This is a genomic window from Mesorhizobium sp. M7A.F.Ca.MR.362.00.0.0 (assembly GCF_004023175.1).
In the GTDB taxonomy this organism is placed as follows: domain Bacteria; phylum Pseudomonadota; class Alphaproteobacteria; order Rhizobiales; family Rhizobiaceae; genus Mesorhizobium.
Map to the genome: position 1 here is coordinate 1 of NZ_RZTF01000142.1, position 14,515 is coordinate 14,515.

14 protein-coding genes and 1 riboswitch are annotated in these 14,515 nt (G+C 62.4%); of the genes, 10 read left to right on the top strand and 4 right to left on the bottom strand.

Features of this window, described 5'->3' with window-relative positions; translation table 11 throughout:
- The coding region (locus EOC06_RS18265) for a PHP domain-containing protein (protein ID WP_128308431.1) at positions 1-1,014 on the bottom strand (1,014 nt) is incomplete at its 3' end.
- Between the two features lie 107 nt (positions 1,015-1,121).
- Positions 1,122-3,134, bottom strand: coding sequence for an acetyl/propionyl/methylcrotonyl-CoA carboxylase subunit alpha (locus EOC06_RS18270; protein ID WP_128308432.1), 2,013 nt, complete (start codon positions 3,132-3,134; stop codon positions 1,122-1,124).
- A 197-nt stretch (positions 3,135-3,331) separates the two neighbouring features.
- Here EOC06_RS18270 and EOC06_RS18275 point away from each other — a divergent pair, with 197 nt between their 5' ends.
- From EOC06_RS18275 to EOC06_RS18295, 5 genes are all read left to right on the top strand, one after another.
- Positions 3,332-4,459, top strand: a complete 1,128-nt coding sequence (locus EOC06_RS18275; RefSeq protein WP_127270241.1) for an S-(hydroxymethyl)glutathione dehydrogenase/class III alcohol dehydrogenase — start codon at positions 3,332-3,334, stop codon at positions 4,457-4,459.
- A gap of 70 nt (positions 4,460-4,529) precedes the next feature.
- A complete protein-coding gene (locus tag EOC06_RS18280) occupies positions 4,530-5,000 on the top strand; it encodes a YaiI/YqxD family protein (protein WP_127259597.1) in 471 nt (156 codons plus the stop codon).
- Positions 5,001-5,031: 31 nt separating this feature from the next.
- Positions 5,032-5,709 carry a DUF1345 domain-containing protein gene (locus tag EOC06_RS18285; RefSeq protein WP_128308433.1) on the top strand — a complete coding sequence of 226 codons (678 nt, stop codon included), beginning with the start codon at positions 5,032-5,034 and terminating at the stop codon, positions 5,707-5,709.
- 97 nt (positions 5,710-5,806) lie between these two features.
- A complete protein-coding gene (locus EOC06_RS18290; protein WP_128308434.1) occupies positions 5,807-6,685 on the top strand; it encodes a cytochrome b/b6 domain-containing protein in 879 nt (292 codons plus the stop codon).
- Between the two features lies 1 nt (position 6,686).
- On the top strand, positions 6,687-7,478 hold the full coding sequence (locus EOC06_RS18295) for a molybdopterin-binding protein (RefSeq protein WP_128308435.1): 792 nt from the start codon (positions 6,687-6,689) through the stop codon (positions 7,476-7,478).
- Positions 7,479-7,509: 31 nt separating this feature from the next.
- Here EOC06_RS18295 and EOC06_RS18300 read toward each other — a convergent pair whose 3' ends face one another.
- Positions 7,510-8,307, bottom strand: coding sequence for an aspartate/glutamate racemase family protein (locus EOC06_RS18300; RefSeq protein WP_128308436.1), 798 nt, complete (start codon positions 8,305-8,307; stop codon positions 7,510-7,512).
- A gap of 221 nt (positions 8,308-8,528) precedes the next feature.
- Here EOC06_RS18300 and EOC06_RS18305 point away from each other — a divergent pair, with 221 nt between their 5' ends.
- Together EOC06_RS18305 and EOC06_RS18310 are read left to right on the top strand one after the other, a co-directional pair.
- Positions 8,529-9,809, top strand: a complete 1,281-nt coding sequence (locus tag EOC06_RS18305; protein WP_128308437.1) for a D-amino acid dehydrogenase — start codon at positions 8,529-8,531, stop codon at positions 9,807-9,809.
- Between the two features lie 7 nt (positions 9,810-9,816).
- A complete protein-coding gene (locus tag EOC06_RS18310) occupies positions 9,817-10,545 on the top strand; it encodes a GntR family transcriptional regulator (RefSeq protein WP_128308438.1) in 729 nt (242 codons plus the stop codon).
- Positions 10,546-10,602: 57 nt separating this feature from the next.
- On the opposite strand, the gene EOC06_RS18315 is transcribed toward EOC06_RS18310, so the two are convergent.
- Entirely contained in the window at positions 10,603-11,604 is a 1,002-nt protein-coding gene (locus EOC06_RS18315) for a hypothetical protein (RefSeq protein ID WP_128308439.1), read from the bottom strand.
- Positions 11,605-11,847: 243 nt separating this feature from the next.
- A riboswitch (glycine riboswitch) is annotated at positions 11,848-11,934 on the top strand.
- Positions 11,935-12,083: 149 nt separating this feature from the next.
- On the opposite strand from EOC06_RS18315, the gene gcvT reads away from it, so the two are divergent.
- From gcvT to EOC06_RS18330, 3 genes are all read left to right on the top strand, one after another.
- Complete coding sequence (gene gcvT / locus EOC06_RS18320; RefSeq protein WP_128308440.1) at positions 12,084-13,184, top strand: glycine cleavage system aminomethyltransferase GcvT; 1,101 nt, start codon at positions 12,084-12,086, stop codon at positions 13,182-13,184.
- A gap of 5 nt (positions 13,185-13,189) precedes the next feature.
- Complete coding sequence (gene gcvH, locus EOC06_RS18325) at positions 13,190-13,558, top strand: glycine cleavage system protein GcvH (RefSeq protein WP_128308441.1); 369 nt, start codon at positions 13,190-13,192, stop codon at positions 13,556-13,558.
- A gap of 17 nt (positions 13,559-13,575) precedes the next feature.
- Positions 13,576-14,515: glycine dehydrogenase (locus tag EOC06_RS18330; protein WP_368773592.1), on the top strand; the 940-nt coding region annotated here is incomplete at its 3' end.

Sequence of the window (14,515 nt, forward strand, 5' to 3'; positions counted from 1 at the left end):
CTCATGCGCCTGGCGGGCCAGTTCGTCGGCTTCCGCCTGCACGGCGGCGTCATTGTCAGCGACATCGCCGCCGGTGAAGCGCGGCAGGATCGGATTGCGGTTTTTGGGATAATAGGAGCAGCGCAGCGCGATCTCGACAGTGTTGTCGATCGCTTCTGGCAGATCGGCAAAGAGCCTGGCCATATCGGCCTGGCTGCGCAGGAAATTGTCCGGCGACAGCCGGCGACGATTGTCGGCGGCGACCACCGATCCTTCGGCGATGGCGATCAGCGCGTCATGTGCGTCATAATCGTCACGAGAGGAAAAGAACGCCTCGTTGGTGGCGACCAGGGGCAGTTCATGGGCGTAGGCCAGATCGATCGAGGACTTTTCAATCACGCGATCATAACCGGAAACCCGGTCCAACTCGACATAGAGCCGGTCGCCGAACATTGCCTTGAGGGTTAAAAGCCGGGCTTCGGCCAGATCGCGGCGATCTTCCTTGAGCGCGGTGCCGATCGGTCCGCGCGGCCCACCGCTGAGGCAGATCAACCCGTCACAAAAGCCTTCCATCATTTCGGTGGTCAGGTGCACAGCTTCGCCTGGCGGCGTTTCGAGGTAGACGCGGCTGACCAGCCTGACCAGATTGGAATAGCCGGCCTCGGTCGCGGCAAGCAGGACGACCGGCCGCATATCGGGACCTTGCCGTCGGCGGTCGCGCTGGCCATCGCTGTTTTCGCCGGAAAAGGCGAGCGCCGTCTGGCAGCCGATAATCGGCTGGATGCCGTCCTTCACCGCCTTCTGCGCGAATTCCAGTGCGCCGAACAGATTGTTGGTGTCGGTGACGGCGATAGCCGGGGCTTCGTCCTTGACCGCATGAGCCACCACCTTGCCGATCTGCAAGGCGCCTTCCAGCAGGGAATAGGCCGAATGCACGCGCAAATGGACGAAGGGCCGCGCCGGGGCCTCCGGCCGCGCCGCAGCAATCGCTGCTTCGCGCTTCAGGGGATCGCGGGGAAGTTTTTCGTCGGCCATGGTGCTGTGTGAAGGTCCTTGAGTCGATGGAGATGTATTGTCCGGGACCGCGCCATGCCAGTCCAGCACAAACCGCTGCTGATCACAGGCTGCCTGCCCGGCCAGCCTTACGCAAACTCCATGATCACCGCGTCGACAGCCAGGCTGTCACCCGGTTTGGCGTTGAGCTTGGAGACGACAAGGTCGCGTTCAGCACGCAGCACGTTTTCCATCTTCATCGCTTCGACCACCGCCAAGGTCTCGCCGGCCTTGACCTCCTGGCCTTCGGCAACGGCAATCGACACGACAAGGCCGGGCATCGGGCAAAGCAGCAGGTTCGACGTGTCCGGCGCCACCTTTTCGGGCATCAGCCTTTCCAGCTCGGCGGTGCGCGGCAGCATGGCGCGCGCGGTCACCGACATGCCTTTCCAGGCTATGCGAAAGCCGTTGGCAACCGGCCTGACCTGAGCCGTAACCTTGCGCTTGCCGACCGTGCCGCGCCAGACCAGGTCGCCCGGCCGCCAGTCTGATGCAACGGTCAACGCCCTGCCGGCCTCGATCGACAGATCGATTTCCATCGGAATGGAAATCATGCCCTCGATAATCGAGGCCGACAGATAGTCATCGCCGATCTTTACCACCCAGTCGCGCTTCAGAGCTCCCGAATGCGGCGCCAGCCGCCCGCCCAGCCGGTCGAGCCGGTCACGGCGCAGCAGTTCCACCGCGGTCGCGATCGACGCCAGCACCGCTTTCTCGTCGTCATTCGGTACGACCGGCCCGAATCCGTCGGGATATTCCTCCGATATGAAAGCGGTCGATATCCGCCCTTCCCGCCAACGCGGATGCTGCATCAAGGCGGCCAGGAACGGAATGTTGTGCTCGATACCGTCGACGACGAAGCTGTCGAGCGCTTCCGACATGGCATCGATGGCCTCCAGACGCGTCGGCGCCCAGGTGCACAGCTTGGCGAGCATCGGATCGTAGAACATCGAGATTTCGGAGCCCTCGGTGACGCCGGTGTCGTTGCGGATGATGACATCGCCGAATTGTCCTTCCTCAGGCGGCCGGTAGCGTGTCAGCCGGCCGATCGACGGCAAGAAGTTGCGGTAGGGATCTTCGGCATAGAGCCGGCTTTCCACTGCCCAGCCGTTCAGCTTGACGTCGCTTTGCTTGATGGCAAGCTTGGCGCCGGCGGCGACGCGGATCATCTGCTCGACCAGATCGATGCCGGTGACGAGCTCCGTCACCGGGTGCTCGACCTGCAATCGTGTATTCATTTCAAGGAAATAGAAGTTCTTGTCCTTGTCGACGATGAATTCGACCGTGCCGGCGCTCTGGTAGTCGACGGCCTTGGCCAGCGCCACCGACTGCTCGCCCATGGCCTTGCGCGTCTCGGCATCCAGGAACGGCGACGGCGCCTCTTCGGCGACCTTCTGGTTGCGTCGCTGGATCGAGCATTCGCGCTCGCCGAGATAGAGCGCATTGCCATGCGCGTCGGCCAGCACCTGAATTTCGATATGGCGCGGATCGACGACGAATTTCTCGATGAAGACACGATCGTCGCCGAACGAACTCTTGGCTTCCGAGCGCGCGCGGTCGAAGCCGTCGCGCACTTCGGCCTCGCTCCAGGCGATGCGCATGCCCTTGCCGCCGCCGCCGGCCGAAGCCTTGATCATCACGGGATAGCCGATTTCGCCGGCAATCTTTTCGGCATGGTCGGCATTCTCGATGACGCCGAGCCAGCCGGGCACGGTGGAAACCTTGGCGGCGTTGGCGAACTTCTTCGATTCGATCTTGTCGCCCATCGCCTTGATGGCCTTGGGCTTCGGGCCGATGAAAATGATGCCTTCCGCTTCCAGCGCTTCGCAGAAGGCCGCCCGCTCTGACAGGAATCCGTAGCCGGGATGCACGGCCTGGGCCCCCGTTTCCTTGCAGGCGGCGATGATCTTTTCCGGGACGAGATAGCTCAGCGCGGCTGGCGAAGGCCCTATATGCACCGCCTCGTCGGCCATCTCGACATGCACGGCATCGCGATCGGCATCGGAATAGACGGCAACCGTGGCGATGCCCATCTTGCGCGCCGTCTTGATGACGCGGCAAGCAATTTCGCCGCGATTGGCGATCAGGATCTTGGTGAACATGCGAAATGTCATCCCTCGGGTCGGCCGTTCCTTTTATGGCCTGTGCTTGCAGGGTCAAGCCGACCATGCAATTCACTGCCTTTCAATCGACTTGCGATTCCAATTCATCGCTGTGGCCCAGTCAGGGAGCCAGCCGCCAGTTGATCGTGTCGGCAAAACCTGAAACCTTGGAAAAAACTCGCATTGGAGGACGTCTGATGAAAACCCGCGCCGCTGTCGCTGTCGCCGCCGGAAAGCCGCTGGAGATCATGGAGGTCGATCTCGACGGCCCACGTGAGGGCGAGGTGCTGGTCGAGATCAAGGCGACCGGCATCTGCCACACCGACGAATTCACGCTGTCGGGCGCCGATCCGGAAGGTCTGTTTCCGGCCATCCTCGGCCATGAGGGCGCCGGCGTCGTCGTCGATATCGGCAAGGGCGTCACCTCGCTCAAGAAGGGCGACCACGTCATCCCGCTCTACACGCCCGAATGCCGCCAGTGCCATTCCTGCCTGTCGCGAAAAACCAATCTGTGCACGGCCATCCGCGCCACCCAGGGCCAGGGCCTGATGCCCGATGGTTCATCGCGCTTCTCGATCGGCAAGGACAAGATCTTTCACTATATGGGCTGCTCGACCTTCTCCAACTTCACCGTGCTGCCCGAGATCGCGCTGGCCAAGGTCAACCCCGACGCGCCGTTTGACAAGATCTGCTACATCGGCTGCGGCGTCACCACCGGCATCGGTGCTGTGATCAACACCGCCAAGGTCGAGATCGGCGCCACCGCCGTCGTCTTCGGCCTCGGCGGGATCGGCCTCAACGTGATCCAAGGCCTGAAACTTGCCGGCGCCGACATGATCATCGGCGTCGATTTGAACAACGACAAGAAGGAGTGGGGCGAGCGCTTCGGCATGACGCATTTCGTCAATCCGAAGGAGATCGACGGCGATGTCGTGCCCCACCTCGTCAACATGACCAAGCGTGGCGCCGACCAGATCGGCGGCGCCGACTACACATTCGACTGCACCGGCAGCACCAAGGTGATGCGCCAGGCGCTGGAAGCCTCGCATCGCGGCTGGGGCAAGTCGGTCGTCATCGGCGTCGCCGGTGCCGGCCAGGAGATCTCGACGCGGCCGTTCCAGCTGGTCACCGGCCGCACCTGGATGGGAACCGCCTTCGGTGGCGCGCGCGGCCGCACCGACGTGCCCAAGATCGTCGACTGGTACATGGACGGCAAGATCCAGATCGACCCGATGATCACTCACACGCTGAAGCTCGAGGACATCAACAAGGGTTTCGATCTCATGCATGAGGGCAAATCGATCAGAAGCGTCGTGGTTTACTGAGGAAGATACCAGGCCGCCGCCCAATCGGCCCGCGACCTCTGTGGTTCACAAGTGGGAGGAGAAAAGAAACATGAGCGAACTCCCCGCCATTCTCGTCGATGCAGACGCCTGCCCGGTCAAGGCCGAGGTCGAAAAAGTGGCCGACCGGCATGGCATCGTTGTCACCTACGTCTCCAATGGCGGCCTGCGGCCATCGCGCGATCCGATGGTGCGCAACGTGGTGGTCTCCAAGGGCGCTGATGCCGCCGACGACTGGATCGTCGACAATGCACGCACCAACGACATTGTGATCACCGCCGACATTCCGCTGGCCGCCCGCGCGGTGGCACTCGGCGCGCATGTGCTTGGGCCAACGGGGCGCCCCTTCACGCCGGAAACGATCGGCATGGCGGTGGCGATGCGCGACCTGAAGCAGCATCTGCGCGAGACCGGCGAAAGCAAGGGCTACAATGCCAGCTTCGCGCCGCAAGACCGGTCGCGGTTTCTCGGCGAACTCGACCGCATCTTGCGGCGGGCGCTCAAATCCGCCACACCAGACTAGAAACCGAGCGCCATCCAAGGTTGGAACCGACATGGCTGCCGAAACCCCCGTGAAGTCTCCCATTCAGCGCCACATGTTGTTCGCTGTGTCGGCCTGCGTTGGCGTCTTTGCGCTTCTTGTGGCGTTGCTGCTGCACGCCCCGCTCGCCTATTCGATCGGCGCCAACGCATTCTTTGCCGCCTATGTCATTCTCGTCGTCGCCCAGATGCCGAAGTTCACCGGCAGGTATCTGAGCAAGAATGCGCGTGCCACGGACCAGCCGGTGCTGGTCATCTTCGCTGTGACGCTTGTCGTCGTCGGCGTTGCCGTTATCTCATTGTTCCTACTGATCAATCAGAAGGACAGAAGCCATCCCGTCGAGCTCACCTTCGCGCTGCTGTCGATCCCGCTCGGCTGGTTCACCATTCATGCCATGGCAGCGCTCCATTATGCTCATGTCTACTGGATGGACGGCGATGCTGTGGATGCCGAGACCAGGAAGAAAATCCCTGTCGGCGGACTGCTGTTCCCGGGTGACAAACGGCCGGAGGGCTGGGATTTCCTGTACTTCTCGACGGTGATCGGCATGACGGCACAGACCGCCGATACCAACATCTCGACCACGCATATGCGTCGTGTCGTGCTTGTCCATTCCATCCTGTCGTTTTTCTTCAACACGGTCATCGTCGCTGCCGCCGTCAATCTCGCCGTCAGCCTAGGCGGTCCGTAATAAATCCGTGATCGGATGAAACATCGGTTTGGATCGCGACGTATCAGGAGGACAATGAACGCGCAGGCCATGCCGCGAGGCCGGGAGACGAAAGACGATGGAATCCGTTGCCAGAAGCCAATCCGCCGCCGATCCAGGCGCTTCTGCGTCGAACGACAAAACGCTGATTTATCGTCAGTCTCGCTGGACGCGGCTGACGCATTGGCTCTGGGCCATCTCCTTGTTCTTCATGCTGCTGTCAGGCCTGCAGATCTTCAATGCCCGTCCGCAGCTCTATATCGGCAAAGAATCGGGCTTCGAATACAACAACACCATCTTCGCCATCGGCGCCGAGAATTCCGATGCGGGTCCGCGCGGCTACACGGAAATCTTCGGGCATCGCTTCGACACCACTGGCGTGCTCGGCTGGTCGGGTCCGGCCGGCCAGGAGACGTCCCGCGCCTTCCCGTCCTGGGCGACCATCCCATCCTACTATGATCTCGGCACCGCGCGCGTCATCCATTTCTTCTTTGCCTGGATACTGACCACGACGTTGATCGTCTGGTTTGTCGCCAGCACCGTGAACGGCCACCTGCGGCGCGATCTCGCGCCACGCCTCGACGATTTGAAACGATTGCCGCAAGACATCGTTGACCACGCCAAGCTCAAATTCCACCACAGGCGCGAATACAACACGCTGCAGAAGATGGCCTATGGCGGGGTGCTGTTCGTGCTGTTGCCGCTGATGATCATCACCGGTCTGGCCATGTCGCCGAGCATGAATTCGGTGCTGCCGTTCCTCAACGATCTGCTCGGTGGCCGGCAGACGGCACGCACCATCCATTTCACCGTCATGGTGCTATTGGTCGCCTTCTTCGTCGTCCATATCCTGATGATCCTGGCCGCCGGCCCGATCAACGAACTGCGCTCGATCATCACCGGCTGGTATCGGACAGATCCTCCCGCACAGGACGATACAGCCGAGAGGAGTGCCTGACATGGCAAAATTCCAGATCAGCCGCCGCAAATTCCTGACCGGTGCCAGTCTTGGCGTCTCCGGCATCATGCTGTCGGGCTGCGACGCCTTCGACAGTCAGCTAGGTGTTGGCAGCGGCCTGCGCAGTTTCCTCGAAAACGCCAATGGCCTGACCTACCGCGCACAGCGGCTGCTTGCCGGAAGTGACGCGCTGGCCCCGGAATTCACCGAGGCCGACATCCGCCAGCCGCAGCGGCCGAATGGTGTCACCGCTCCCGATGACGATGTCTACAAGGGCTTGCTCGCCAACAACTTTGCCGACTGGCGACTGGAGGTTTCAGGCCTTGTCGAGAAGCCGCTATCGCTCAGCCGCGAGCAACTCCAGAATATGCCGAGCCGCACCCAGATCACCCGCCATGACTGCGTCGAAGGCTGGAGCTGCATCGCCAAATGGACCGGCACGCCGCTGTCGCTGGTGCTGGACCAGGCGATGGTCAAACCGCAGGCGCGTTACGTCATGTTCCATTGCCTCGACACGATCGACCGCAGCCTGTCGGGCGACATCAAATATTACGGCAGCATCGACCTGGGCGATGCCCGCCACCCACAGACGATCCTCGCCTATGGCCTGAACGGCAAGCCGCTGCCGGTCGAGAACGGCGCTCCGCTGCGGGTTCGCGTCGAGCGCCAACTCGGCTACAAGATGCCGAAATATCTCTACAAGATCGAGCTGGTCGACGGCTTCGCCACTGTCGGCGGCGGTCGCGGCGGCTATTGGGAAGACAATGGCTACGACTGGTACGGCGGAATCTGAGCTGAACACCGCAATTCCGGCTCTGAAGATGCTAGCCTAGCGAGCGGCGAAACAGTTCGCCCTTTCCGGCAATCTGCTCGCCAATGCCGCCAAGCCGCAGCATATGCCAGGCAAGTGCATGGTTGCTCGAGGTTACCGGTTTCCCCAGTTCCTTCTCGACGTCCTCGATGATGCGGGCAACGCGCATGCTGGTGCAGGAAACGAACACCGCCTCACAGTCGCTCGACGCACCGATTTCCAAGATGGCCTGCTTGACCGATGCCGGTGTGATGCGTGCAACGACATTGTCGTCCGCCTCGTTGAAGGAGCCCATGACCGGAATATCCATCCCCCGCGCCATCAGCGATGCACGTAGCGAATGATTGATTTTCGCCAGATAAGGCGTGAGCAGCGCGATCCGCGAGACGCCCAGGGCCTTCAGCGCCGCCCGTGCCGCCGTCACCGGGTTGGTCACCTGCACGCCCGGCAGCACCTCGTGAACGCGTTCGGCGACCTTGTCCTCGCCTATAACTAACGCTCCTGACGTGCAGGCAAAGCCGATCACATCAAACTTGACGTCCGGCAAGAGCCCGACAGTTCCCGGGATGACGGCCGACATCTTCATCAGGTTTTCCGGCGTGATCTCGACATCGCTGTAGAGCCGCGCCTCGTACAGCGCGATGTCGCGCGCGGGCAGCGCATAGCGGAATTCATCCTCGATGGTCTGGTCGGTTCGAAGGACGAGCAGGCCGAGATTGGCGCGGGTGCCGATGCCGTCGTCGGTCTTGAAGGGAATGTGTTCCTTGTCGACGACAAGCGCATCGTCGGCGCGGCTAAGCGGGGCGTCCATGGCGCAGTCCCCTTCCTGATGCCAATCAGAATTGTCGACAATAGAAGCGACAACTTTGCCAAACGTGTCAAGAGCTCCGTTCCAATTTTGGGAACCGGGAAATGCCGGGATTTCGCCCTGTCTGAACGGTGAATCGATCGTCGACCCACGCGCCGTTGACAATGGCCAGCGTCGTCCTGTTGAATTGTCGACAATAGAAACGACAACCATTCGGGTCAGCGATGCGCATATTGATCTTGGGCGGTGGCGTTGTCGGGATCACCACTGCCTATCAGTTGCAGAAGGACGGCCACACGGTCACCGTTCTCGAGCAGGCATCACAGGTGGCCGAAGGGGCAAGCTGGGCAAATGCCGGCATGATCGCGCCCGGCCATTCCTTCGTCTGGTCATCGCCGGCCGCGCCAAAAATCCTGCTGAAGTCGCTGTTCCAGAAAGACCAGGCGCTTCGTTTCAAGCTCTCCGCCGACCCGCATCTCTACAGCTGGTCGCTGCGCTTCCTCATGCAATGCACGGCCGCCAAAGCGCGTCGCAACACCCTTCTCAAACATCGGCTTGCGGTCCATTCCCAATCGGTCCTGCAGGCGGTCGTCAGGGAGGAAGCGATCCAGTACGACAGGACATCGGCCGGCATTCTTTACTTCCACCGCAACCGCCAGGCGCTCGACAAGGGCATCGCCAACATGCGCCTGCTGGAGGCCGACGGCCAGGAGATCCGCATCATAGACGCGCAGGAAATCGTTGACCGCGAGCCGGCGCTGGCTTTGTCGCGCGGCAACATTGCCGGCGGCATATTGTGTCCGACCGACGAAACCGGCGACGCCGCCAAGTTCACGCGCGCGCTGGCGGCCATCGTCGAAAATAGGGGCGGCAAGATCCTGACAGGGACCAGGATCGTGGGGATCGAACGCAGAAAGGAAACGATCACCCGGATCGTCACCGACAAGGGAGAGTTTCTGGCCGACACCTACGTTCTGTGTCTCGGCGCCGAGAGCCCCGTCCTCGCCCGCAAGATCGGCCTTGGTCTGCCGATCTATCCGGTCAAGGGATATTCCATGACCATTCCCATCGTCGATCAGGCGCTGGCTCCAAAACTCCCTGTCATCGATGAGCACAATCTCGTCGCCATCACGCCGATGGGCGATCGCATCCGCGTGACCGCCACCGCGGAATTCGCGGGCTATGATCGCAGCCACAAGCCTTCGGATTTCGCCTTCATGAAGCGCGTCACGCAGGACCTGTTCCCGCGCGGCATCGCCTATGATCGCGCCGAGATGCGGGCCTGCCTGAGGCCCATGACGCCCGACAACCTGCCGATCCTCGGCCGGCGCGACATCCGAAACCTGTGGCTGAACACCGGGCACGGCCATATCGGCTGGACGATGGCGCATGGATCGGCCCGTATCGTCGCCGATCTGATCGCCGGCCGGGCAGCGCCGATCGCCCTCGACGGCATCCTTCCCACACAGGCGCGGTTCGCCGAACCAAGCGCCGCAAAGGCTTGACGACGCCATGCTCCGACCCACCAGGCAAAGCAACCGGGACAACAGCGCAGCGCTGGCATCCAAGCCGATCAAGACCGGCCCGCGTGTCTATGAAGAAATCCGTCGCATGGCGATGGATTATCGCTTCAAGCCGAACGAGCGCATCAACGAAGTGGCGCTTGCCGCCAGGCTGAATGTCAGCCGCAGCCCGGTCCGGGAAGCGCTCCAGCGGCTGGTCACGGAGGAACTCATCACTTTCCAGACCAATCGCGGCTTCTTTTGCCGGGGCTTCGATGTCGACGAGATCGTCAATCTTTCCGACGTGCGAGCGGTGCTCGAGGAGCGCTCCGTCAGGCTGGCGGTCCAGCGCGCGACAGATGAGGAGCTTGCCGCGCTCGTCGACTGGTGGGCGCTCACCATGGCGCGCGCCGACTCGTTTTCCAGCACTGAGCTGACCGCCAGGGACGAGGAATTTCACATCCGCATCGCCAGGCTGTCAGGCAATCCCGAACTGGCGCGCATGCTCGAAGGCATCAACACGCGCATCCATTTCGTTCGCAAGATCGAAGTGGAGAAGCACCGGCGATTGTCGACGACCTACACCGAACACAGCGAAATCGCCCGGGCCATGGTAGCCCGCGATGCCGACAGGGCCGCAAGGCTCATGCACGACCACATCGCCATCAGCGTCGCCGATGCCATGTCGACCGTCAGGGAAGGCTTGGCAAGGATATACATCGACGTCGACCAGATCTAATCGGGCAACCCCAGCTTTGACCGAGGCAACCCATACCGCTCAGGCAACCCCTACCGCTCAGGCGACCTTGTCGAGCAGCGGCCCCAGCGCCGGATGGATTTCCGGTGAGGCGTGCTTGATCAGGGTCAACAGCGCCCGTTCGTTCTCGTAAAGAGCCCTGTCGACGCCGATATGTTCGATCAGCCAGCCGGCTTCGCCGGCATCGATCGTCTCGGCGCGGCGGGCCAGAGCCTCGGCCGCCCTGTTCTTGGCTTCCCACTCGGCCTCGACGTCGCCTGGAGACCGATAGGCTTCCATGATGCCGGCAAGGCCTCCGGAGATCATGCGGCTGAAGAAGCCGCCGATTTCCGGATCGGCATGTTCGAGGAAGGCATCACGGCGCAGCGCCACATCGCGCGTCGGTGCTTCGTAGCCGGCCGAGCACATGACGAAATTGGCGATCGCCTTGACGAACAGCTCGTTCCAGGACGGATCGTTGTGCCCTTGAGCAGTGCACTCGTTGATCTTGAACAGCACCTCGGCCTCGGCGCGCGTGATGGCGATGTTGCCGTCGCCGCCATGGGCATGGAGGATCCGGCGCAGCAGCTCAACCTCCGCCTGTGCGATGAGGCCGGGAGCCAGCGTGCCGCCGAGCATCAGCGGCCCCATGCCGTCAATGACGGCATGCGCCACCTGCTCCAGCGCATAGACGCAAAGCTGGCTCGGCGACGATTTCGCCTGTTCCAGCACATGCACCAGCAATTCGAGCTCGGTCCGGCTGTCGACCATGCCATCGCGCGAGATCGTGCGGATCAGCCAGTCGGCATTGTCTTGCGAGATATAGCCCGACGGCTTTTCCTGGTGGACGATATAGTCGGTGACCGCCTCGACGAAGAAGGGCGGCCATTCCTGGCATTTGTCCTTCGCCGTTGCATCGAGCGCAAACAGCGCCTCGGCCTCGCCGCGCGTCACGACGCCATCGCCGAACACTTCATGGCGCAACATCGCCACGTCCTCCGCGGCGATGCGGCTTTTCGAGGTCAGCCCGGCCACCGGCGCGCTCATGATCAATTCGCCCATTTGTCGTCCCCGTCCGCCGTCGCCAAGCGCCAACCCCAAGCGTCATACAAGCCAACATATCAGCAGTGTCTTGAAAAACCGGCAAACGGCGTGGTTAGCGAAGACTTGTCGGCCAACGCATGTCGCCCAAAACGTGCCGCGGTTTTGAAGAATGGCATGCACGCGCTTTAGATGTCGCTGACAGGTGACAAGCCGTCGCGCGCGAGCTATGGATGGCGCGTCGAGGACTCAGGGTCTGAGTCCTACCTGTTTGCGGGAGAGAACAGCGAGAGCTGTCGCCGAAGGGGAAATCGCCCGAAATCTCTCAGGCAAAAGAACCGTAGACGGGAAAGACACTCTGGAAAGTCGGGGCTTGCCCCCGCGCCGAAGGTGTAAGCGCCGCTGACAGAGTTCCGGCTGCGCGAGTCTCTCAGGCTTCAGACAGAGGGGCACGGACTGGTCGCCATTCGCGACCGATTGCGTGCGACTCTGGAGACGACATGACGGGCGACGATACAAGACACCTACCCCTCGAAGACATCCATGTAACCGCCGGTGCGCGCTTTGGCGCTTTTGCCGGCTGGTCGATGCCGCTGACCTATCCGGCGGGCGTCATGAAGGAACATCTTCACACCCGCGAACAGGCCGGCCTGTTCGACATCTCGCATATGAAGCTGTTCGAAGTCAGCGGGCCGGAGGCGGTTGCGCTGCTCAACCGCGCTTGCCCCTTGGATGCAGGCGCACTCCAAATCTCACAGTCCAAACTGTCCTTTTTCCTCAACGAGGCAGGCGGCATCCTGGACGACCTCATCGTCACCAGACTTGGCGATAGCAGGTTCATGGTAGTCGCCAACGCAGGCAACGCCGTCGCCGATGAAAAGCATTTGCGTGCACTTGCCGCGGATTTCGACGCCAGGGTCGAGCCGCTCGACCGCGTCTTCCTGGCCATCCAGGGTCCTGAAGCCTGGGCCGCCCTTTCCCGCGCCGGCATCGAGACCGGCTCGCTGCTTTTCATGCATGGTGTCGAACCGCGCAAAAACTGGTTCATGAGCCGGTCGGGCTATACCGGCGAGGACGGTTTCGAGATCGGCCTGCCGGAAGCCGATGCACGCGGCCTCGTCGCCAAGCTGCTCGGCGACGAACGCGTGCTGTGGATCGGCCTGGCCGCCCGCGACAGCCTGCGGCTGGAGGCAGGACTGTGCCTGCATGGCCAAGACATCACGCCGGAGACCGATCCGGCCAGCGCCGCCTTGATGTGGGCAATTCCAAAGGACATCCGCGCTTCCGGCGCTTTCATCGGCGCCGATGCGCTCCGCGCCGCCGTGGAACGAGGACCCGCGCAAAAGCGGGTCGGGCTTAAGCCGGAAGGTCGCCAGCCGGTGCGTGGCGGTGCCGCGCTTTTTGACGCCGACGGCAATCCGGCCGGCCAGGTCACATCGGGCGGCTTCGGCCCCTCGGCCGGCCATCCGGTCGCCATGGGCTATGTCTCGACACCTCTGGCAAAGCCCGGAACGCGGGTCTTCGCCGATGTGCGCGGGACGAAAATCCCAGTCGATATCAGTTCCCTGCCCTTCACACCCCATCGCTACCGCAAAGGATGATCTCAATGGCAACGACCTATTTCACATCGGATCACGAGTGGCTCCGCGTCGAGGGCGGCGTCGCCACGGTCGGCATCACTGATTACGCGCAGGAGCAGCTCGGCGACCTCGTCTTCGTCGAACTGCCGGAGACCGGAAAAAAATTGACCAAGGGCGACATCGCCGTCGTGGTCGAATCCGTCAAGGCGGCATCCGATGTCTATGCACCGGTCGATGGCGAGATCACAGAGGCCAACGGCACGCTGTCGTCGGATCCGTCACTGGTCAACTCGGCCGCAACAGGGGCCGGCTGGCTGTGGAAGATGAAGCTTGCCGACGAAAGCCAGCTCGCCGGTCTCATGGATGAGGCCGCCTACAAAGCCCATATCGGTTGATATCAGGACTTATTGACATGACCGCAGCACCCTACCCCTTCTCGGCCCGCCATATCGGTCCCGGCCTCAACGACACCAGAGCGATGCTGGCCGCCATCGGCGTGCCCTCGATCGAGACGCTGATCAGCCAGTCCGTACCGAAGTCGATCCGGCTCGATCGGCCGCTTGCACTGCCAGCACCGGCGAGCGAGGCGGAAGCGCTGGCCGAACTCTCGGCTGTCATGTCCGGGAATACGGTGCTGAAAAGCTTCATCGGCGCCGGTTATCACGGCGTCCATGTCCCGCCGGTTATCCAGCGCAATCTGTTCGAGAATCCTGCCTGGTACACAGCCTATACCCCCTATCAGGCCGAGATCAGCCAGGGCCGCCTCGAAATGCTGTTCAATTTCCAGACGCTGGTCACCGAATTGACCGGCCTGCCGGTGGCCTCGGCCTCGCTGCTGGATGAGGCAACCGCCGTGGCCGAAGCCGTCGGCATCGCCTTGCGCCACCACCGCGACAAGCGCACCAAGGTCGCACTTGCCGGCACGCCGCATCCGCAGACGCTGGACGTGGTGCGCACCCGTGCCGAGCCGCTCGGCATCGAGATCGATGGCGAGACGATCGACGACAACACCGCCGCCCTGCTTGTCTCCTGGCCGGATACATTTGGCGTCTATGGCGACCACAAGGCAGCGATAGACAAGGCGCGCGCGACCGGGGCTATCGTCGTCTTCATCGCCGACCCGCTCGGCCTGACGCTGACCGACGCGCCGGCCAAGCTTGGCGCCGACATCGCCGTCGGCCCGATGCAGCGCTTTGGCGTGCCGATGGGCTTTGGCGGCCCGCACGCGGCCTATTGCGCCGTCTCCGACAGGCTGACGCGGCTGATGCCTGGCCGCCTGGTTGGCCAGTCCACCGACAGCAAGGGGCGACCCGGATACCGGCTTGCCTTGCAGACACGCGAACAACATATCC